At 70.0% G+C, this 18,963-nt stretch carries 17 protein-coding genes and 2 pseudogenes; 9 read left to right on the top strand and 10 right to left on the bottom strand.

What is annotated here, in order from left to right:
- Window positions 1-9 precede the first annotated feature (9 nt).
- The 5 genes from RCP38_RS09120 to RCP38_RS09140 all read right to left on the bottom strand — a co-directional run bounded on the left by RCP38_RS09120 (window position 10) and on the right by RCP38_RS09140 (window position 7,085).
- Entirely contained in the window at window positions 10-2,220 is a 2,211-nt protein-coding gene (locus RCP38_RS09120; RefSeq protein ID WP_308476839.1) for a malate synthase G, read from the bottom strand.
- A 48-nt stretch (window positions 2,221-2,268) separates the two neighbouring features.
- A complete protein-coding gene (locus RCP38_RS09125; RefSeq protein ID WP_308476840.1) occupies window positions 2,269-3,159 on the bottom strand; it encodes a 3-methyladenine DNA glycosylase in 891 nt (296 codons plus the stop codon).
- Entirely contained in the window at window positions 3,152-4,216 is a 1,065-nt protein-coding gene (locus RCP38_RS09130; protein WP_308476841.1) for a hemolysin family protein, read from the bottom strand. Before RCP38_RS09130 ends, RCP38_RS09125 begins: the two co-directional genes overlap by 8 nt.
- Entirely contained in the window at window positions 4,209-5,555 is a 1,347-nt protein-coding gene (locus tag RCP38_RS09135; RefSeq protein ID WP_308476842.1) for a hemolysin family protein, read from the bottom strand. The genes RCP38_RS09130 and RCP38_RS09135 overlap by 8 nt, the downstream gene beginning before the upstream one ends.
- Before the next feature lie 93 nt (window positions 5,556-5,648).
- Window positions 5,649-7,085 carry a GuaB1 family IMP dehydrogenase-related protein gene (locus RCP38_RS09140; RefSeq protein ID WP_308476843.1) on the bottom strand — a complete coding sequence of 479 codons (1,437 nt, stop codon included), beginning with the start codon at window positions 7,083-7,085 and terminating at the stop codon, window positions 5,649-5,651.
- Window positions 7,086-7,234: 149 nt separating this feature from the next.
- On the opposite strand from RCP38_RS09140, the gene RCP38_RS09145 reads away from it, so the two are divergent.
- Window positions 7,235-8,119, top strand: a complete 885-nt coding sequence (locus RCP38_RS09145) for an alpha/beta fold hydrolase (RefSeq protein WP_308476844.1) — start codon at window positions 7,235-7,237, stop codon at window positions 8,117-8,119.
- Window positions 8,120-8,123: 4 nt separating this feature from the next.
- On the opposite strand, the gene gndA is transcribed toward RCP38_RS09145, so the two are convergent.
- The 3 genes from gndA to RCP38_RS09160 are packed head-to-tail and all read right to left on the bottom strand — an operon-like array spanning window position 8,124 to window position 10,998.
- On the bottom strand, window positions 8,124-9,572 hold the full coding sequence (gndA, locus tag RCP38_RS09150; RefSeq protein WP_308476845.1) for an NADP-dependent phosphogluconate dehydrogenase: 1,449 nt from the start codon (window positions 9,570-9,572) through the stop codon (window positions 8,124-8,126).
- A gap of 56 nt (window positions 9,573-9,628) precedes the next feature.
- A complete protein-coding gene (locus RCP38_RS09155) occupies window positions 9,629-10,567 on the bottom strand; it encodes a M56 family metallopeptidase (protein WP_308476846.1) in 939 nt (312 codons plus the stop codon).
- 14 nt (window positions 10,568-10,581) lie between these two features.
- A complete protein-coding gene (locus RCP38_RS09160; RefSeq protein ID WP_308476847.1) occupies window positions 10,582-10,998 on the bottom strand; it encodes a BlaI/MecI/CopY family transcriptional regulator in 417 nt (138 codons plus the stop codon).
- A 159-nt stretch (window positions 10,999-11,157) separates the two neighbouring features.
- On the opposite strand from RCP38_RS09160, the gene RCP38_RS09165 reads away from it, so the two are divergent.
- Complete coding sequence (locus RCP38_RS09165) at window positions 11,158-11,571, top strand: PaaI family thioesterase (RefSeq protein WP_373692477.1); 414 nt, start codon at window positions 11,158-11,160, stop codon at window positions 11,569-11,571.
- 22 nt (window positions 11,572-11,593) lie between these two features.
- On the opposite strand, the pseudogene RCP38_RS09170 reads toward RCP38_RS09165, so the two are convergent.
- Window positions 11,594-12,980: pseudogene (locus tag RCP38_RS09170) on the bottom strand (NAD(P)/FAD-dependent oxidoreductase); the annotation flags it as partial.
- A 108-nt stretch (window positions 12,981-13,088) separates the two neighbouring features.
- Window positions 13,089-13,760, bottom strand: coding sequence for an SDR family oxidoreductase (locus RCP38_RS09175; RefSeq protein ID WP_308476850.1), 672 nt, complete (start codon window positions 13,758-13,760; stop codon window positions 13,089-13,091).
- Window positions 13,761-13,913: 153 nt separating this feature from the next.
- Here RCP38_RS09175 and modA point away from each other — a divergent pair, with 153 nt between their 5' ends.
- From modA to RCP38_RS09205, 7 genes and pseudogenes are all read left to right on the top strand, one after another.
- Window positions 13,914-14,669 carry a molybdate ABC transporter substrate-binding protein gene (gene modA, locus RCP38_RS09180; protein ID WP_308476851.1) on the top strand — a complete coding sequence of 252 codons (756 nt, stop codon included), beginning with the start codon at window positions 13,914-13,916 and terminating at the stop codon, window positions 14,667-14,669.
- A 4-nt stretch (window positions 14,670-14,673) separates the two neighbouring features.
- The gene (locus RCP38_RS09185; protein ID WP_308476852.1) at window positions 14,674-15,465 is read left to right on the top strand and encodes an ABC transporter permease; all 792 of its coding nucleotides are present in this window, start codon (window positions 14,674-14,676) and stop codon (window positions 15,463-15,465) included.
- Window positions 15,462-15,962 (top strand): annotated as a pseudogene (locus RCP38_RS20015) (ATP-binding cassette domain-containing protein); the annotation flags it as partial. The gene RCP38_RS09185 and the pseudogene RCP38_RS20015, both read left to right, overlap by 4 nt.
- Entirely contained in the window at window positions 15,951-16,580 is a 630-nt protein-coding gene (locus RCP38_RS20020) for a TOBE domain-containing protein (protein ID WP_416223211.1), read from the top strand. The pseudogene RCP38_RS20015 and the gene RCP38_RS20020, both read left to right, overlap by 12 nt.
- Before the next feature lie 37 nt (window positions 16,581-16,617).
- Entirely contained in the window at window positions 16,618-17,553 is a 936-nt protein-coding gene (locus RCP38_RS09195) for an APA family fibronectin-binding glycoprotein (protein ID WP_308476853.1), read from the top strand.
- A gap of 24 nt (window positions 17,554-17,577) precedes the next feature.
- Complete coding sequence (locus RCP38_RS09200) at window positions 17,578-17,877, top strand: GlsB/YeaQ/YmgE family stress response membrane protein (protein WP_308476854.1); 300 nt, start codon at window positions 17,578-17,580, stop codon at window positions 17,875-17,877.
- A gap of 32 nt (window positions 17,878-17,909) precedes the next feature.
- Window positions 17,910-18,938 carry a zinc-binding alcohol dehydrogenase family protein gene (locus RCP38_RS09205; RefSeq protein WP_308476855.1) on the top strand — a complete coding sequence of 343 codons (1,029 nt, stop codon included), beginning with the start codon at window positions 17,910-17,912 and terminating at the stop codon, window positions 18,936-18,938.
- Window positions 18,939-18,963 lie beyond the last annotated feature (25 nt).

Genomic DNA, 18,963 nt, shown 5'->3' on the forward strand with positions numbered 1-18,963 from the left:
TGGCTACGGTCAGATGCCGGCCTGCGCCTTGAACTCGCGCCGGCGCCGATGCAGGATCGGCTCGGTGTAGCCGTTGGGCTGGGCGGCCCCGGACAGAATCAGCTCCCGGGCGGCCGCAAAGGCGATGTTCGACTCGAAGTCGGGTGCCATCGGCCGGTAACCGGCGTCGCCCGCGTTCTGGCGGTCCACCGCCGGCGCCATTCGCTCCAGACTGGACTGCACGTCGTCGGCGGTGATCACCCCGTGCCGCAGCCAGTTCGCCAGCAGCTGAGACGAGATCCGCAGCGTGGCACGGTCTTCCATCAGGGCCACGTCGTGGATGTCGGGCACCTTCGAGCAGCCGACGCCCTGGTCGATCCAGCGCACCACGTAGCCGAGGATCGACTGGCAGTTGTTGTCGACCTCCTCGCGGATCTCGTCGGGAGCCCAGGCCAGACCTTCGGAGAGCGGGATGGTCAACAGCTGATCGATTGTGGCGCGCCGCTTTCCGGCCAGTTCCTGTTGCACGGCGAACACGTCCACCTGGTGGTAGTGCATGGCGTGCAGGGTGGCGGCGGTGGGGGAGGGAACCCACGCGGTGCTGGCACCCGAGCGCGGGTGACCGATCTTCTGGGTGACCATGTCGGCCATCAGGTCGGTCATCGCCCACATGCCCTTGCCGATCTGAGCGTGACCGGTCAGGCCGGTCGACAGGCCCGCGTCGACGTTGTTGTCCTCGTAGGCGAGGATCCACGGCTGCGACTTCATGCTGGCCTTGCGCACCATCGGCCCGGCCTCCATGGAGGTGTGGATCTCGTCGCCGGTGCGGTCCAGGAAGCCGGTGTTGATGAACACCACCCGGTCGGCGACGGCCTTGATGCAGGCCCGGAGGTTGACCGTGGTGCGGCGCTCCTCGTCCATGATGCCGACCTTGAGGGTGGCCTGCGGCAGCCCCAGCACGTCTTCGACGCGGCTGAACAGTTCAGCGGTGAACGCCACCTCATCCGGGCCGTGCATCTTGGGCTTGACGATGTAGATCGAACCGGTCCGGCTGTTGACCAGCGGCCCGTTGCCCTCGGAGGCGGTCAGTCCGTGCATGGCGATCAGGCCGGTGAACAGCGCGTCCTGGATGCCCTCGGGCACCTCGGCGCCGGAGGCGAACACGATCGCGTCGTTGGTCATCAGGTGGCCCACGTTGCGGACGAACATCAGGCTGCGGCCCGGCAGGGTCAGCGGACCGGCATCGGGCCCCTCCGGCCGGGTGAACTCGCGGTCGGCGGCCAGCGTGCGGGTAAAGGTCTTGTCGCCCTTGCTGACCTCCTCGGCGAGGTCGCCGCGGTTGAGACCCAGCCAGTTGCGGTAACCGAGGACCTTGTCTTCGGCGTCGACCGCGGCGACGGAGTCCTCGAAGTCCATGATCGTGGTGACGGCGGACTCGAGCACCACATCTTTGATGCCCGCGGCGTCGGTGGACCCGATCGGCGAGGTCGGATCGATCAGGATCTCCACGTGCAGGCCGTGGTGCGACAGCAGCACCGACGACGGCGATGCCGCGTCGCCGAGGTAGCCGACGAACTGGGTGGGCGCGGCCACACCGGTCGTCTGACCGTCGTCGAGGGTGACCACCAGCGCGCCGCCGTCGACCGCGAAGCCCTTGACCCGGGTCCAGTTGCCCTCGGCCAGCGGCACCGCGTCGTTGAGGAATTTGCGGGCGTAGGCGATCACCTTGTCGCCGCGAACGGGGTTGTAGCCGCTGCTCGCTCCGGCAGGCGTCTTCGTCGCCCCGTCGTCCTCACTGATGACATCGGTGCCGTACAGCGCGTCGTACAGCGAGCCCCACCGGGCGTTGGCGGCGTTCAGCGCGAACCGGGCGTTGAGCACCGGCACCACCAGTTGCGGTCCGGCCTGCACGGCGATCTCATCGTCGACACCGGCGGTGGTGACGGCGAAGTCGGCGGGCTCGGGCTGCAGGTAACCGATCTCGGTCAGGAAGGCGCGGTAGGCCTCGGTGTCCAGCGGCTCGATGACGCGGTGGCGGTGCCACTTGTCGATCTGCGCCTGCAGTTCGTCGCGGCGGGCCAGCAATTCCTGGTTCTTGGGGGTCAGGTCGGTGACCACCTTGTCCACGCCGGCCCAGAAGCTGTCGGGGTCCACTCCGGTGCCCGGCAGAGCCTCGTCGGTGATGAAGTCGTAGAGCACGCGAGCGACCTGCAAGCCGCCAACCGACACGCGGTCCGTCATGATTGCCTCCTCGTAGCCGACCTACCACCCTACCGGCTGGTAGCGCGGCTAACCGCATCCGGCGAGTGCCGAAAGCCGGTCACACCGGTCGGACAGCGCCGCCCGCAGCGGTGCGCCGCGTTGGGCGATTTCGCTTTGCCTGCGGACGTATTCTGCACGGCCCGCCGCGGTTTCGATGGCGATCGGCGCATACCCGTAGCCGCTCAGGTCATAGGGGCTGGCCCGCATGTCGACTTCTCGTGCCGCGGCGGCCAGTTCCAGGCAGTCCATCAACAGTTCGGAGTCGATCAGCGGCCCCAGCTTGTAACACCACTTGTAGAGGTCCATGTTGGCGTGCAGGCATCCCGGCTGCTCCCAAGCGATTTGGGTGGCCCGGGTGGGCGTGCCGGCGTTACGCGGGGCGGCGGCTGCGGTGAAGAACCGGAAGGCGTCGAAGTGTGTGCAGCGCAGCGGGGTTGCGTCGACGACCGCATCGACCTCGGCGGCGCTGAGGCGCAGCGGGACATGGCCGTGCCGTACGGATTCGTGCTCCGGGCGGCGATAGACCATCGCCCACTCGTGCAGTCCGAAGCAGTTCAGTTGCGCCGGACGGTCCCCGGTGGCACGCAACAGGCGTGCGATGAACGTCACGGTGTCGGCTCGCTCACGGAGGTACTCCGCGGCTACCGTCACCCGCCCGTCGCGGACCCGGTAACCGCGCCGCTGAGCGTATTCGCGTTGTGCCGGCGGTCCGGTGAGGGCCACTCCGAAACCGGGATTCCAGACCCGCAACTGGCGGGGGCGCAGGCTGTAGTAGCTGAACAGGAACTTCGGGACCGGGTCGCCGGCGTCGATCCGGCGCAGATGCGGGGTGAGGAACCCATCGAGTCGGCGGCGATAGGACTCGGCGCGGGCTCGCCACTGCTCGGGCGGCAACGCGGGTTCGGCCGGGTCAGACACGGTGCGTCCCGTCGCGGACGGTGCCGACGAGGTCCTGAACCAGATCTTCGAGGGTCACCAGTGCCACCGCGGTGCCGTCGGCGGCGACGGCCAGCGCCAGGTGGCTGTTGTTGCGTCGCAGCCGCGACAACGCGTCGGCCAACGGCAGCGACGCCGGAATCCGCGGGAGCGGCCGGACGACGGCGATATCGGTCACGGCGTCCGCCGAGTCCTCCGCGGTCGCGGTCTCGCTGAGCAGCACGTCCTTGATGTGCAGGTAGCCGACGAATTCGTCGCCCTCGATGACCGGGAACCGGGAGTAGCCGGTCGCGGCGAAGGCCGCTTCGATGGCGGCCACGGTCGGCCCGCGACCGACACCCGCCACCGGTACGGCGCGGACCTCTCCGATGGGCAGCGCCACGTCGGCCACCACGCGTGAGCGGATCTGCAGGGCGCGGGTCAGTCGGGTGTACTCCTCGTGGTCGAGCAGGCCCGCCGACACCGATTCGGCGATCATCTCGCTCAACTCGACGGTGGACACCGTGATCTCGAGTTCGTCTTTGGGCTCGACCCGCATCGCGCGCAGCGTGACGTTGGCGCACCAGTTGTAGAAGTCGATGAACGGGCGCGCCGCCGCCAGGTAGACCAGGTACGGCGGGATCAGCAGCATCGCCGCGGTCTCCGGGCCCGCCAGCGCGATGTTCTTGGGCACCATCTCGCCGAACAACACGTGCAGCGTCACCACGATCGTCAATGCGATGACGAACGCCACGGTGTGCAGCAGCGGGTCGGGGATCCCCAGCAGCCGGAACGGGTACTCCAGCAGATCGGCCACCGCGGGTTCACCGATGCGGCCGAGCAGGATCGAGCACACCGTGACGCCCAATTGCGCCCCGGCCAGCATCTTCGACAGTTGCTCGCCGGCCCGGATCACCGTGAATGCGCTCTGCCGGCCCTGTTCGGCCAGCGCCTCCAATCGATCGCGTCGTGCCGATATCAACGCGAACTCCGCGGCGACGAAGAAGGCGTTCGCCGCGATCAGCAGCACGGTCAACGCGACGTTGAACAGATCAGTCATCGGCGTGCCCCACTCGGGTGAGCACCAGCAGGTCGATACGCCGGCCGTCCATCCGCACCACCCGGGCCAGCCAGCGCGGCGCGCGGGCGGACAGTTCGTCGGGTTCGAACGCGGTCAGTTCGACCGTCTCGCCGGCGGCCGGGATGTGGCCGAGTTCCCGCAATACCAGTCCGCCGATGGTCTCGTAAGGGCCCTCCGGGGCGCGGTATCCGGTGGCGGCGGCCACCTCGTCGATGCGCAGCAGGCCCGATACCCGCCATCCGCCGCCGAACGCCACCACATCCGGGGTGGCGTCGTCGTGCTCGTCGCGGACGTCGCCGACGATCTCCTCGATCAGGTCTTCCATGGTCACCATGCCCGCGGTGCCGCCGTACTCGTCGACGACCATGGCCGCCTGCTGCCCGTTTGCCCGGATCTGTTCCATCAGCGCGTCGCCGTCCAGGGTCGAGGGAACCACCGCCACCGGTCGGGCCACCGCGGTCACCGGGGTGGCGGCCCGGTCCGCGACGGCGACCGCGAATACCTGCTTGACGTGGACGATGCCGACGGTCGCGTCCAGATCGCCGTCGACGACCGGGAACTTCGAGAAACCGGTGACGATGGCGGTGGCGGCCAGCTGCGCGACGGTGTCGTCGGCTTGCAGGCTCACGATCTTCGATCGCGGGGTCATCAGTTCCTCGGCGGTCAGCGCACCGAACCGCAGCGAACCCTCCACCAACGTCGCGGTCGTCGGATCCAGTGCGCCGCTGCGCGCGGAATTACGCACCAGCGAGGCCAGCTCCCGCGGCGAACGCGCCGAGGCCAGGCGTTCGGCCGGCTCGATGCCGAGCCGCTTGAGGATGAGGTTCGCCGTTCCGTTGGTCGCCTTGATCGCGACGGTGAACAGCCGGGAGAACATCAGCTGCGGGCCGGCCGCCGCCCGGGCCGTCGGTAGCGGCCGCGCCACCGCCAGGTTCTTGGGCACCAGTTCCCCGAAGACCATCGACAGGGAGGTGGCGACGACCAGGGCGAGCAGCAGTGCCACGCCGGCCGCGGTACCGTCGGGCAGGCCCAGCAGTTCCAGCGGCGGTCGCAGCCACCGGGCCAGCACCGGCTCGGCCAGATACCCGGTGGCCAGCGTGGTGATCGAGATGCCCAATTGCGCGCCGGACAGTTGGAACGACAGCGACCGGTGGGCTTCCCGGATGTAGGCGTCACGCCGTCCGCCCTGGCGGGCGTTGGCCTCCACCGTGCTGCGTTCCAGGGTGGTCAGCGAGAACTCGGCGGCCACGAAGACCGCGGTCCCCAGGGTCAGGATCACGAAGGCCAGCAGGCTGGCGACGGTGACGGCGATGGTCATGGCCGGACCAGGCCCCGTCCGATGTGCGATTTCATCCGTCCGCCTCGGCGTGTCGCGTACGACACCGCACGCGCGATGCGACCTGACATCGTCTCACCAGCCGAACGGTAGCGGATGGCCCTCGGCGAATCCGGCTGCCGACTGCACTCCCAGCACCACCCGGTCGTGCAACGCGACCAGATCGGTCGCACCGACGTAGGTGCAGGTGCTGCGCAGGCCGGCCGTGATGTGGTCCAGCAGGTCCTCCACGCCGCCGCGTTCGGGGTCCAGAGCCATTCGCGAGGTCGAGATCCCCTCCTCGAACAGGGCCTTGCGGGCCCGGTCGAAGGCACTGTCGGCGGCGGTACGCGCGGCCACCGCACGCTTGGACGCCATTCCGTAGCTTTCCTTGTACGGCTTGCCGTCCCGGTCGAACATCAGGTCGCCGGGGGACTCGTAGGTGCCGGCGAACCAGGAGCCGATCATCACGTTCGACGCGCCGGCGGCCAGTGCCAGCGCCACATCGCGGGGATGACGCACCCCGCCGTCGGCCCAGACGTGCGCGCCGAGTTCGCGTGCCGCGGCCGCGCATTCCAGCACGGCCGAGAACTGCGGGCGGCCCACCCCGGTCATCATGCGGGTGGTGCACATCGCGCCCGGGCCGACCCCGACCTTGACGATGTCGGCGCCCGCCGCGATCAGATCGCGGGTGCCGTCGGCCGACACCACGTTGCCGGCCACCAGGGGGACCCCGGGATCCAGGGCGGCGACCGCGCGGATCGCCTGCAGGGCCTTCTCCTGGTGCCCGTGCGCGGTGTCGATGACCAGCACGTCCACCCCCGCCGACAGCAGCGCGGCGGCCCGCGACGTGACGTCACCGGTGATCCCCACCGCGGCCGCGACCCGCAGCCGGCCGGCCGCATCGGTGGCCGGCGTGTAGATCCCGGACCGGATCGCACCGGTGCGGGTCAGGACACCGGCCAGGGTGCCGTCGGGATTGGTCAACACGGCCACCGCGACGGGCGCATGCTCCAGCAGTTCGAACACCGTGCGGGCATCGGTACCGACCGGCGCGCTGATCAGTTCGGGGACAGCGACGTCACGCACCCGGGTGAACCGGTCCACCCCCTCGCAGCAGGATCGGGTGACCAGGCCGGTCGGCCGTCCGTCGACCGCCACCACCGCGATGCCGTGGGCGCGTTTGGTGATCAACGCCATCGCGTCGGACACCGAGTCCTCCGGCGAGAGCACGACCGGGGTGTCGGCCACCAGGTCGCGGCTCTTGACGAAGGCGATGGTGTGCCGGGCGGCTTCGATCGGCAGGTCCTGCGGCAGCACCACGAGGCCGCCGCGGCGCGCCACCGTCTCGGCCATCCGCCGGCCCGCCACCGCGGTCATGTTGGCGACCACCACCGGGATGGTCGTTCCGGAACCGTCGCGGGTGGACAGGTCCACGTCCAGGCGCGAATCGACCGCCGAGCGGTTCGGGACGATGAACACATCGTTGTAGGTCAGATCGTGTGCGGGGTCGTATCCGCTGGCGAATCTCATCGGCGACGCCTCCACCCGTCGTGGGCCGGGGTCCGGCCCCCCGGACGACACCGTTTCGGCCCGGTCAGCCACGGTACCGCCAGCCCGCTCGGCGATACCAGCCGACGGGCCGTGCGACGCCCGGACGAGGCACGGCGCACAATGCGTCGATGACCTCCAACACGGTGAACGGTTTGCCGGCCGGCGTACGGCAGTGGCGCGACGGCGGACGGTGGCTGACGACCTCGGCGGGCCGTGTCTTCCTGCGCTCGGCCGACGGGGACGGCCCCACCGTCGTCCTGCTGCACGGATTCCCGTCGTGTTCCTACGATTTCCGGGCGGTGGTGGACCGGCTGGGCGGCCGGTCGTGGTTGACGATGGACTTCCTGGGTTTCGGTTTGTCCGACAAACCCAATCCGCATCGCTACAGCCTGTTCGAGCAGGCCGACCTGGTGGAGCAGGTGGTGGCGGCGACCACCGGCGGGCCGGTGGTGCTGGCCGCCCATGACATGGGCACCTCGGTGGCCACCGAACTGCTGGCCCGCGACATCGACGGCACGCTCTCCTTCGACCTACAGCGCGCGGTGCTGACCAACGGCAGTGTGATCCTCGAGCGGGCCAGTCTGCGTCCGATCCAGAAAATCCTGCGCGGCCCGTTCGGCGGGCTCGCCGCACGGTTGACCAACCGGCGCAGTTTCGAGCGGGGGTTCGGCCGGTTGTTCGGCGCCGACCATCCGCTGACCGCTGAGGAGGCCGAGGCGCAGTGGGCCCTGCTCAGGCACCACGGCGGCAACAGGATCGCGCACCTGATCTGCGCCTACCTCGACGAACGGGTGCAGTACGCGCAGCGTTGGCACGGCGCGGTGCGCGACTGGCCCAAGCCGCTGGGCTTCGTGTGGGGGCTCGACGATCCGGTCGCCACCACCGACGTACTCGACGGGTTGCGGGAACTGCGCCCGGCCGCCGACGTCGTCGAACTGCCCGGGCTGGGCCACTATCCGCAGATCGAGGACCCGCAGGCCTTCACCGACGGCGTGCTGGGCCTGCTGGGGTAGCCGCTCAGACCTGCACTTCGGTGCGGTCGGCGCTCCACAGGGTGTGGTACTTGCCGGTCGCATCCACCCGGCCGTAGCTGTGCGCGCCGAAGTAGTCGCGCTGCGCCTGGGTCAGCGCCGCCGGCAGGCGCTCGGTGCGCAGCCCGTCGTAGTAGGCCAGCGCGGACGAGAACCCGGGGGCGGGGATGCCCAGGCTCACGGCGGTGGTCACCACTCGACGCCAGGAATCGATGGCCGCCTCCACGGCACTGCGGAAATACGGGGCGGCCAGCAGACTGACCAATTCCGGTTCGGTGTCGAAGGCCTCTTTGATCCGGTTGAGGAACTTCGCCCGGATGATGCAGCCACCGCGCCAGATCGTCGCGAGATCCCCGGGCGTCACCTGCCAGCCGTATTCGGCGCTGCCGGCCTGGATCTGGTTGAAGCCCTGTGCGTAGGCGACGATCTTGGAGGCGTACAGCGCCTGGCGGACGTCCTCGGTGAACCGGGCCGCATCGCCGGGCCGGTCGCCGAGGGTGCCGGCGGCCAGACCGGCCGCGGCGCGCCGCTGCGGCACCGAGCCCGACAGCGCCCGGGCGAACACGGCCTCGGCGATACCGGTGACCGGCACCCCCAGGTCCAGTGCGGACTTCACCGTCCAGCGTCCGGTGCCCTTCTGCTCGGCCTCGTCGACGATGACGTCCACCAGCGGCTTGCCGGTCTTGGCGTCGACCTGCCGCAGCACTTCGGCGGTGATCTCGACCAGGTAGCTGTCCAGGTCACCGGCGTTCCATTCGGTGAACACCTCCGCGATCTGCGGCGCATCCAGTCCCAGCCCGTCCCGCAGCAGTTGGTAGGCCTCGCCGATTAGTTGCATGTCGGAGTACTCGATGCCGTTGTGCACCATCTTCACGAAGTGCCCGGCGCCGTCCGGGCCGATGTGGGTGCAGCACGGAACGCCGTCGACGTGGGCGGAGATCTCCTCGAGCAGCGGACCCAGCGACTTGTAGGACTCGGCCGGGCCGCCCGGCATGATCGAGGGCCCGTTCAGCGCGCCCTCCTCGCCGCCGGAGATCCCGGCGCCGACGAAGTGCAGACCGCGGGCGGCCATCGCCTTCTCCCGGCGGATGGTGTCGGTGTAGAGCGCGTTGCCGCCGTCGATGATGATGTCGCCGGGCTCCATCGCGTCGGCGAGCTCGTCGATCACGGCATCGGTGGGGTCACCGGCCTTGACCATGATCAGCACTCGGCGCGGCTTCTCCAGCGCGGCAAGGAATTCCGGAATCGACTCGCTGCGAACGAAGTTGCCTTCGGAGCCGTAGGTCTCCAGTAGCGCGTCGGTTTTGGCGACCGAACGGTTGTGCAGCGCGACGGTGTAGCCGTGTCGGGCGAAGTTGCGCGCGATGTTGGATCCCATCACCGCGAGTCCGGTCACGCCGATCTGGGCGGTGCCGACGACTTCCGACGCGCTCATGTATTCGCCTTTCGGTGGTAGGTGGTTGCGCTGCCCGGCGGACCGGGCGACGGGGATTACCCCGCGATCAGTCGGTGCAGCTCGGTCAGCCACGGTACCGCCACCGCCACCGTGGGTACCGCGAGCACCCCGGCGGCGGCGGTATAGGCGGCCGCGGCCAGCGTCGAACTGTTACCCCGGCCGGACAACCGCTGCACCCGCAACACCGTGTTGGCGCCGCCGGCGGCCAGCGCACCGGCGGGCGCCTTGGTCGACGCACAGGTCACCAGGGCGCGGGCCAGGGGAGGAGCGCCGGCAACCCGAACGGCCGCGTCGTCGGCGAGCAACTCGACCAGCAGACGTACCGCGTCCAGGGCGCTGGCGCTGCGCACAAACCGGGGGAAAGCGGTGTGGACTGCGGTGAACGCTTCCAACACCAGGTCATGCCGCGCCCGCAGATGGGCCCGCTCGTGAGACAGCAGCGCCGCCAGTTCGGTGTCGCCGAGGGCGTCGAGGGTGCCCGAACTGAGCACCACACGGCTGCGTACCCCGGGCAGGCAGTAGGCCAACGGCTGCATCACCTGCAGGATCCGCAGGCCACTGGTGCGGACCGCGGGTGCGCTGTCGGTCATCCCCACCAGGTCCACCACCATCCGGTGGTGCGCCCGGCGCTGCCGGGTGCCGATCGCGACCCGCAGTACCGTCCAGGTCAGCCGCAGCCCGAGGATCAGCGTCAACGCCAGCACGGCGACGCAGAACAGCCAGCGCGCCCACCCGAGGCGCTCCAGGGAGCCGATGATCGTCGACGTGGGCCGACCGTCCGGCCCGGGCAGCAGCAGGTGCGTGGCGGTGGCCAGGCCGGCGCTGAACGCCGACAACACCGCGGCGATCGCGATGGCCTGCCAGAGCACGACCGCGGCCCGAGGCGCGCGTAGCGGCCAGTTCGCGCGCGCCAGCAGAGCCGGGACCGGCCCTACCAGGAGCAGCGCGACGACGGAGAACGCCAGCGCGGACACGCTGTCAGTCTTCCCTAGGACGCGGGTCGGCCGCTACCTGGCAGGCCGATGCGATGTTTGGCTTCGAGTTCGTCGAGCGCACGCCGCAGCGCCGCGGCCTCATCGACACCGACCCGTTCGACGAAGTGCACCAACGCCGCGCGGCGGTCGCCGGAGTCGGCGGCCTGGTCGAGTGCTTCCACCATCAGTCCGGCGACCAGTTCGTCGCGGCCGCGGACCGGGGTGTAGCGGTGCGCACGGTCGTCGCGGATCTGCGATACCAGGTTCTTCTTCGCCAACCGCTGCAGGACCGTCATCACGGTCGTGTACGCCAGGTCGCGCTGCGCCGACAACGCCTCGTGGACCTCGCGGACCGTCTGCGATTCCGGCGACGACCACAAGTGGTCCATCACCGCTCGCTCCAAGTCCCCTAGGTGGGTCTGTTTCGCCATGTCTGTCATCAACTCCCCGGGCAATGGGAGTTAGCCTACCCTTGTTTACTACGGTGTGTCGTATCAGTGCCTGAGCGTCTGCTGCGATCCTGCTGTGACCGGGTCGGGTGCCGAGGCCGCCGATCGTGTCCGGGCTCGGCGATCGTGTACAAAAAGCAGATGGCCGTCACCACGATTCCGTCCGAGTTCTCCGCGCCCTTCGACAACGAGATTGGGCTGGTCTACACCGACGTCGGCCCGGACGGCGCCAAGGCCACGCTGGAGCTGCAGCCGAAACTCTGCCAGCCGGCGGGCATCGTGCACGGCGGCGTGTACTGCTCGATCATCGAAAGCGTGGCCAGTGTCTCGGCGCACAGCTGGCTCAACCGGGACGGCGGTGACGCGAACGGCACGGTCGTCGGGGTCAACAACAACACCGACTTCCTGCGCGCGGTCTCCTCGGGGAGCGTTCACGCGGCGTCCACGCCGATCCACCGCGGCCGCCGCCAGCAGCTGTGGTTGGTGACGATCACCGATTCCGACGACCGCGTGGTCGCCCGCGGTCAGGTCCGGTTGCAGAACCTGCCCGGCTGACCGGATGCGCCGGCAACCGGCGGCTAACTGACCGCGCGCTCGCTGCCGCGCTGCGCCTCGGCGGCCAGCACCTCGAGCTGTTCGAGCCGGGTCCGGGCGAAGGCCTGCTGCTCGGTGATGGTGAGCTGACCCCGCCGGGTGCTCAGGAACGTCACGTTCCACGACAGCAGGGTGCTGACCTTGTTCTTGAACCCGACCAGGTAGATCAGGTGCAGTCCGAGCCAGGCCAGCCAGGCCAGGAACCCGCTGAACTCCAGCGGCCCGATCTTGGTGACCGCGGAGAACCGGGACACCGTGGCCATCGAGCCCTTGTCGAGGTACTGGAAGGGTTCGCGGTCGGCCGGGTCGGCGCCGCCGAGCTCCGCCTTGATGGTGCTCGCGACGTGCTTGGCGCCCTGGATGGCGCCCTGGGCCATTCCGGGGACTCCGTCGACGGCGGCCATGTCGCCGACGACGAACACATTCGGGTGACCCGGTACCGACAGGTCCGGCAACACCTTGACGCGGCCGGCGCGGTCGAGTTCGACATCGGACTGCTCGGCGAGGTCACGGCCCAGCGGGCTGGCCGATACGCCGGCGGACCACACCTTGCACTGGGATTCGATCCGCCGGACGGTGCCGTCGGGGTCCTTGACGGTCAGGCCGTTGCGGTCGACGTCGGTGACCATCGCGTCGAGCTGGATCTCGACGCCCATCTTCTTCAGCCGTTCGGCGGCCTTGCGGCCCAGCTTCTCGCCCATCGGCGGCAACACCGCCGGGGCGGCGTCGAGCAGGATCACCCGGGCCTTGGTGGAATCGATGTGCCGGAAGGCGCCCTTGAGCGTGTAGTTGGCCAGTTCGGCGATCTGGCCGGCCATCTCCACCCCCGTCGGCCCGGCGCCCACCACGGTGAAGGTCAGCAGCTTGGCGCGGCGATCGGGGTCGCTGGACCGCTCGGCCTGCTCGAACGCGCTCAGGATGCGGCCGCGCAACTCCAAGGCGTCGTCGATGGTCTTCATGCCGGGGGCGAACTCGGCGAACTGGTCGTTGCCGAAGTAGGACTGGCCGGCACCGGCCGCGATGATCAGGCTGTCGTAGGGGGTGTTGTAGGTGTGGCCGAGGACCTCGGAGGTGACGTACTTCTCGGCCAGGTTGATCCCGGTGACGTCGCCGAGCAGCACCTGGGCGTTGCGCTGTTTGCGCAGCACCACGCGGGTGGACGGGGCGATCTCGCCTTCGGAGAGGATGCCGGTCGCCACCTGGTACAGCAACGGCTGGAACAGGTGATGGGTGGTGCGGGCGATCAGTTTGATGTCGACGTCTGCGCGCTTGAGTTTCTTAGCGGCGGTCAGCCCACCGAATCCCGACCCGATGATGACTACCTGGTGGCGTCGGGGCTGCGGCGCAGTGACTTCAGGCTGGGCGCTCATGGGAATCCGGTTGCTCCTCGACGGTGACTGCGTTCCCCCGATACGCTAGTCGACCTAATTGCCGCTCACCTCATCCACCGGTTGTGGGATTAGCCACTCCCGTCACAATCAACCGAAACAGGCCAACGCGCCCTGGCCGACGTGCAGGGTCTCACCGGTGATGTGACGGGCGGCCGGAGACGTCAAAAACACTGCCAGGCGGGCGATTTCGGCTGAACCGCTCGGCGGTACGCGGGTGAGTCCGTCGTAGCCCGGCCGGACCCCGTCGCCGGCGGCGACCACATTCACGGTGATCCCACGGGTGCCGAACGTCGCAGCCTGCCCGGCGGTCCAGTTCGACAGCGCGGCCTTGATCGCCGCGTCGGCACCGCCCGCGCGGGGGTTCTCCGGCAGCACCGAGATGATCGATCCGCCGGAACGCAGGTGATCGCCGACCGTTCCCACGGTCAACACGGCCGAGAGAACCGTGGCGTCCAGGGCGCTGCGCCAGGCGGTGGCCTGGTCGGCGAGGGTGTAGGTGCGCGGGTCGCCGCCCTGCCACCGCGGTGCCGGCACATTGACGATGGTGTCGAGGTGGTGCGGAAACAGCCCCCGCGCCTGCGCCAGGCTGGCCGGGTCGGTGTTGTCGCAGATGACGGCCTCGGCATCGAGCTCTTTGGCGGCGACCTCGAGCTCCGGGCCGCGCAGACCCGCCAGCGTCACCGTGTGACCGGCGTCCTTGAACCCTTCGGCAACAGCGCGACCCAATTCGGTGTCACCACCGGTGACCAGCACATCCATCGGAAGAACCTCCTCGTGTTCGCAGCTATGTTACTGGACGGTAGCCGTATTGCGGGGCCACCCGGAACTCGACACAGACACGATCCGGCCACGCCGAGATTTTGGTCACCGCGTCGTAGGGCAAGTGGTGCGGCCCGCGCTAGGCTCCCAGCCATGGGGCGAACCCGGGCGGTCGGCGGCGCGGTGGTGATCCTGGCCGCGGCGACGGTGTCGGCCTGCGGCTCCGGTCCGGCTGAGCCGACGCTGACGGTGTTCGCAGCGGCCTCGCTGGAACCGGCATTCACCCAGATCGCCGCGCGATTCAAAACCGAGTACCCCGATGTGGCCGTCGCCTTCAACTTCGCGGGATCCTCCGATCTCGCCACCCAGTTGACCCAGGGCGCGATCGCCGACGTCTTCGCCTCGGCCAACACCGTCCAAATGGACAAGGTCGCCCAGGCCGGGTTGCTCGACGGTGCCGCGGTGCCTTTCGCCGCCAACACCCTGGTGATCGTCACCGCCCCCGGAAACCCGCACCGGGTGCGCTCGTTCGCCGACCTGGCCGACGACGGATTGGACGTGGTGGTGTGCCAGGTACCGGTGCCCTGCGGTGCCGCGACCCAGCAGGTGCAGAAGACCGCGCAGGTCACCCTGGACCCGGTCAGCGAGGAACCCGACGTAACCGACGTGCTCAACAAGGTCGCCACCGGCCAGGCCGATGCCGGGGTAGTGTACCGCACCGATGCACTGCACGCCGGGGACAAGGTGGCCACCGTGGAGTTCCCCGAGGCGGCCGGCGCTGTCAACACCTACCCGATCGCCTTGCTGCGCGACGCACCGCAGACCGCCGCGGCCCGATCCTTCGTCGACCTGGTGACCGCCGACGCGGGACAGCAGATCCTGCACAGCGCCGGCTTCGGCAAGCCCTGACCCCATGGTCCGCCGGCGTCCCGACCTGCCGGGCTGGGTCTATGTCCCCGCCGCGATCGGCGCCGCATTCGTGGTGCTGCCGCTGGTGGGGATCGCGGCCAGGGTCGATTGGCCGCATTTCTGGGCGCTGGTCAGCAGCCCGTCCGCGTTGACCGCCCTGCAGCTCAGCCTGCGAACCGCCGCGGCCAGCACGGTGCTGTGCGTGCTGTTCGGCGTGCCGATGGCCCTGGTCCTGGCGCGCAGTCGGGCGCGCGTGGTGCGACTGCTGCGGCCCCTGGTGCTCCTGCCCCTGGTCCTGCCGCCGGTCGTCGGCGGTATCGCGCTGCTGTATGTGTTCGGACGGCTCGGCCTGGTGGGGCGCTATCTGGATGCCGCCGGGATCCACCTGGCGTTCACCACCGCGGCGGTGGTGCTCGCCCAGACGTTCGTGTCGCTGCCGTTCCTGGTCATCGCGTTGGAGGGTGCCGCGCGCAGCGCGGGCGCCGACTACGAGGTGGTGGCGGCCACGCTGGGGGCTCGGCCCAGTGCGGTGTGGTGGCGGGTGACGCTGCCGCTGCTCACCCCGGGCCTCATCTCCGGTGCCGTGTTGGCGTTCGCGCGGTCGCTGGGGGAGTTCGGCGCCACCTTGACCTTTGCCGGCTCGCGGGAGGGCGTGACCCGGACCCTGCCGCTGGCCATCTACCTGCAGCGGGTGTCCGACGCCGATGCCGCCGCGGCGATGTCACTGCTGCTGGTGGCGGTCGCCGCCGTGGTGGTGATGGTCCTGGGCGCCCGGCGGTTGGGCGGCATCGGGTGAGCGGCGGGCCCGGCGATCTCACGCTGCGCGCCGTCGTCGCCGAACGCGGAATGGATGTCCGGTTGCACGTCGAGGCGGGGCAGGTGCTGGCCGTACTGGGCCCCAACGGCGCCGGCAAATCCACCCTGCTGCACGTCATCGCGGGCCTGCTGGTGCCCGACGAGGGCACCGTCCGGGTGGGTGATCGCGTCTTGACCGATGTCGCCGCCGGTGTGCAGGTGCCCACCTGCGACCGCAGAATCGGACTGCTGATGCAGGACCCCCTGCTGTTCCCGCATCTGAGTGTCGCGGCCAACGTGGCGTTCGGGGTGCGCGGACGGGAGCGCCGCCCGGCATTCGGTCGAAGGCCCGCCCGGCAGGCCGCGGCCCGGTGGTTGCGTGCGGTGGCGGCCGAGCAGTTCGCGCACCGCCGGCCGGGCCGGCTCTCCGGTGGGCAGGCGCAGCGGGTCGCGATCGCCCGGGCACTGGCCGCCGAACCGGAGGTGATGCTGCTCGACGAGCCGTTGGCCGGCCTGGACGTGGGGGCGGCGACCGACGTGCGCACCGTGCTGCGCGACGTCCTCGGTGCGGCGGGCCGCACCACGGTGCTGGTCACCCACGACCTGTTGGACGTCTTCGCACTGGCAGATCGCGTGCTGGTGCTCGAATCGGGCCGCGTGGTCGAGACCGGGCGGGTCGTCGACGTGCTGGGTGCGCCGCGCAGTCGATTCGCGGCGCAACTGGCCGGCGTGAATCTGATCGCCGGTGTCCTCGACGACGAGGATGTCCTGCGGACGCCGTGGGGTGCCCGGTGGTACGGCACCGCGGAGCCGGGTCTGAAGATCGGACAACCGGCCGTCGCGGTCTGCGCGCCGCAGGCGGTGACCGTGTATCGGGATCCGCCGCAATCGGGGAGCCAACGCAATCTCACCGAAGTGACGGTCGCCGAACTGGAGGTCCGCGGCAGCTCGGTCCGGGTGCGTGGTCTCCGGCAACCGGATGGCGCCCCCGGGCCGGCCGCCGATGTCACCGCCGATGCCGCGGCCGAACTGCGGTTGGTACCCGGTGAGACGGTGTGGTTCGGGATCAAAGCGGGCGCGGTGATGCTTCGCGCGACACACCCCGCGGCGATGTAACTTGCGTACGGGTGGCAACGCGGTAGGTTTTTCTGCCATGAAACAGGTGGACGTGACTTCAAGGGGCGTTCGGGCGCTGGCCGCGACGACATGGGCCGCAGCGCTCGCCGGCGTGCTGGCGTTCGGCGCCACATCACCGGCTTACGCGGACCCGGTACCGCCGCCTCCCGCGCCGTCGGCCGGTGCGGATGCCCCGCCGGCGCCGCCGAACGCGCCCGAACCCACCGACCCCAACGAGCACCCCCCGGCCGCCGAGCCCGCGGCTCCCGAGTTGGGCCGGGTCGACGACGTGGCCGGCGGCTTCAGCTTCGTGCTGCCGGCCGGCTGGGTGCAGTCCGACACCAGTCACCTGGAGTACGGGTCGTCGCTGCTGAGCAAGAAGAACGGCGAACCGGTGTTGCCCGGGCAGCCGGCGCCGGTGGCCAACGACACCCGGATCGTGCTCGGCAAGCTCGACCAGCGGCTCTACGCCAGCGCTGAGACCGACAACGCCAAGGCGGCCACCCGGCTCGGATCCGACATGGGCGAGTTCTTCCTGCCCTACCCCGGTACCCGCGCCAACCAGGTGACCGCTCCGCTCAACGGCGGCGGACTGACCGGCAGCGCGTCGTACTACGAGGTCAAGTTCACCGACCCGGCCAAGCCGGTCGGTCAGATCTGGAGCGGCGTGATCGGCGTTCCGCCCGCCGACGGCGGCACCGGCCCGCAGGCCGAGCGCTGGTTCGTGGTGTGGTTGGGAACGGCCAACAACCCGGTCGACACCGATGCGGCGATCGCCCTGGCGGAGTCCATCCGGCCGCTGCCGCCGGCCCCCGTCGAGCAGGTTCCGGGCACCATCCCCGGACCGGCTCCGGCTCCGGCACCCGCCCCGGCACCGGCACCCGCCGCCCCGGCACCCGCCCCGGCACCGGCACCCGCCGCCCCGGCACCCGCCGCCCCGGCACCCGCCCCGGCACCCGCGCCGGCCGCCTAGCCCCGCTTCGGGTCGCCGACGCCCATGGGCGCAAGCCATCTCGATCTCGCCGCGGGACTGTCCACTCCGACATCGGTCAGCTGGCTGGCCTACCTCGTGATCGGCGGTATCGCCGGCTGGTTGGCGAACCGCGTCATGAACCGTGCTGACTCGGGCATCCTGCTCAACATCGTGATCGGTGTGATCGGCGGTTTCGTCGGCGGATCGCTGCTCGGCTGGTTGGGCCTGGATGTCGAACACGGTCGCCGGTGGTTCACCTTCTTCGTCTCGCTGGGCGGTGCCATCGTCCTACTGGGCATCGTCGGGCTGATTCGCCGCCGGTAGCCGTAACGGTCGAGAACGCGCACCATGGATTCATGGCGTCGCAGTCCGACGGTGCGGTCATGTCCGGGTGGCGGGTACGCCGTCCGGGACCCATCCGGGATCACCCCCTCGAGCGGGTCAGCACCGCGGTTCCGCAGCCACAACCGGACGAACTACTGGTGGCGGTCCATGTCTGCGGGGTCTGCCGCACCGATCTGCACGTCGCCGAGGGCGACCTCGCGGTGCACCGTCCCGGCGTGATTCCCGGCCACGAGGTGGTGGGGGAGGTCATCGCCATGGGCGCCGAGGCCGGTGCGGGCTTCGCGGTCGGTGACCGGGTCGGCATAGCCTGGCTGCGGCACACCTGCGGAACCTGTCGCCACTGTCGCCGCGGGGATGAGAACCTCTGCCCGCAGTCGCGCTACACCGGCTGGGACGACGACGGCGGCTATGCCGAATTCGCCACCGTCCCCGCCGAATTCGCGCACCACCTGCCCGTGGGCTACAGCGATGCCGAATTGGCGCCGCTGCTGTGCGCGGGCATCATCGGCTACCGCTCGCTGCAACGGGCGAACCTGCCACCCGGCGGACGGTTGGGCATCTACGGATTCGGGGGCAGTGCGCACATCACCGCGCAGGTCGCACGTGCGCGCGGTGCCGAGGTCCATGTGATGACCCGGGACCTGCGGGGGCGGGAGTTGGCGCTGGAGCTGGGTGCGGCCTCGGCTCAGGGTGCCGCCGATCCGCCGCCGGTGCCATTGGACTCGGCGATCCTGTTCGCCCCGGTGGGGGACCTGGTACCGCCGGCCTGCGCGGCGCTGGACGCCGGGGGGACGCTGGCGATCGCGGGCATCCACCTCAGCGACATCCCCGCACTGAACTACCAGCGTCACCTGTTCCGCGAACGCCAGATCCGGTCGGTGACGTCCAACACCCGCGAGGATGCCCGCGCCTTCCTCGAATTCGCGGCCACCCACCGCATCACCGTGACCACACCGGAGTATTCGCTCGGTGAAGCCGACCGTGCACTGGCCGACCTGGCCGCCGGCCGGATCGCGGGCGCGGCGGTGCTGTTGGTCTGACGGAACCGGCGCAGGCCGGACCCGG

It is taken from the genome of Mycolicibacter sp. MU0083 (assembly GCF_963378075.1).
GTDB classification, from domain to species: Bacteria; Actinomycetota; Actinomycetes; order Mycobacteriales; family Mycobacteriaceae; genus Mycobacterium; species Mycobacterium kokjensenii.

Bases quoted from the DNA above. Each gene is read 5' to 3' on its own strand.
- modA (WP_308476851.1), top strand. From the start codon at position 13,914: ATGGGGCGAACCCGGGCGGTCGGCGGCGCGGTGGTGATCCTGGCCGCG.
- RCP38_RS09145 (WP_308476844.1), top strand. From the start codon at position 7,235: ATGACCTCCAACACGGTGAACGGTTTGCCGGCCGGCGTACGGCAGTGG.
- RCP38_RS09185 (WP_308476852.1), top strand. From the start codon at position 14,674: ATGGTCCGCCGGCGTCCCGACCTGCCGGGCTGGGTCTATGTCCCCGCC.
- gndA (WP_308476845.1), bottom strand. From the start codon at position 9,572: ATGAGCGCGTCGGAAGTCGTCGGCACCGCCCAGATCGGCGTGACCGGA.
- RCP38_RS09135 (WP_308476842.1), bottom strand. From the start codon at position 5,555: ATGACCATCGCCGTCACCGTCGCCAGCCTGCTGGCCTTCGTGATCCTG.
- RCP38_RS09140 (WP_308476843.1), bottom strand. From the start codon at position 7,085: ATGAGATTCGCCAGCGGATACGACCCCGCACACGATCTGACCTACAAC.
- RCP38_RS09205 (WP_308476855.1), top strand. From the start codon at position 17,910: ATGGCGTCGCAGTCCGACGGTGCGGTCATGTCCGGGTGGCGGGTACGC.
- RCP38_RS09195 (WP_308476853.1), top strand. From the start codon at position 16,618: ATGAAACAGGTGGACGTGACTTCAAGGGGCGTTCGGGCGCTGGCCGCG.
- RCP38_RS09175 (WP_308476850.1), bottom strand. From the start codon at position 13,760: ATGGATGTGCTGGTCACCGGTGGTGACACCGAATTGGGTCGCGCTGTT.
- RCP38_RS09200 (WP_308476854.1), top strand. From the start codon at position 17,578: ATGGGCGCAAGCCATCTCGATCTCGCCGCGGGACTGTCCACTCCGACA.
- RCP38_RS09165 (WP_373692477.1), top strand. From the start codon at position 11,158: ATGGCCGTCACCACGATTCCGTCCGAGTTCTCCGCGCCCTTCGACAAC.
- RCP38_RS09160 (WP_308476847.1), bottom strand. From the start codon at position 10,998: ATGGCGAAACAGACCCACCTAGGGGACTTGGAGCGAGCGGTGATGGAC.
- RCP38_RS09130 (WP_308476841.1), bottom strand. From the start codon at position 4,216: ATGACTGATCTGTTCAACGTCGCGTTGACCGTGCTGCTGATCGCGGCG.
- RCP38_RS09120 (WP_308476839.1), bottom strand. From the start codon at position 2,220: ATGACGGACCGCGTGTCGGTTGGCGGCTTGCAGGTCGCTCGCGTGCTC.
- RCP38_RS20020 (WP_416223211.1), top strand. From the start codon at position 15,951: ATGCTGCTCGACGAGCCGTTGGCCGGCCTGGACGTGGGGGCGGCGACC.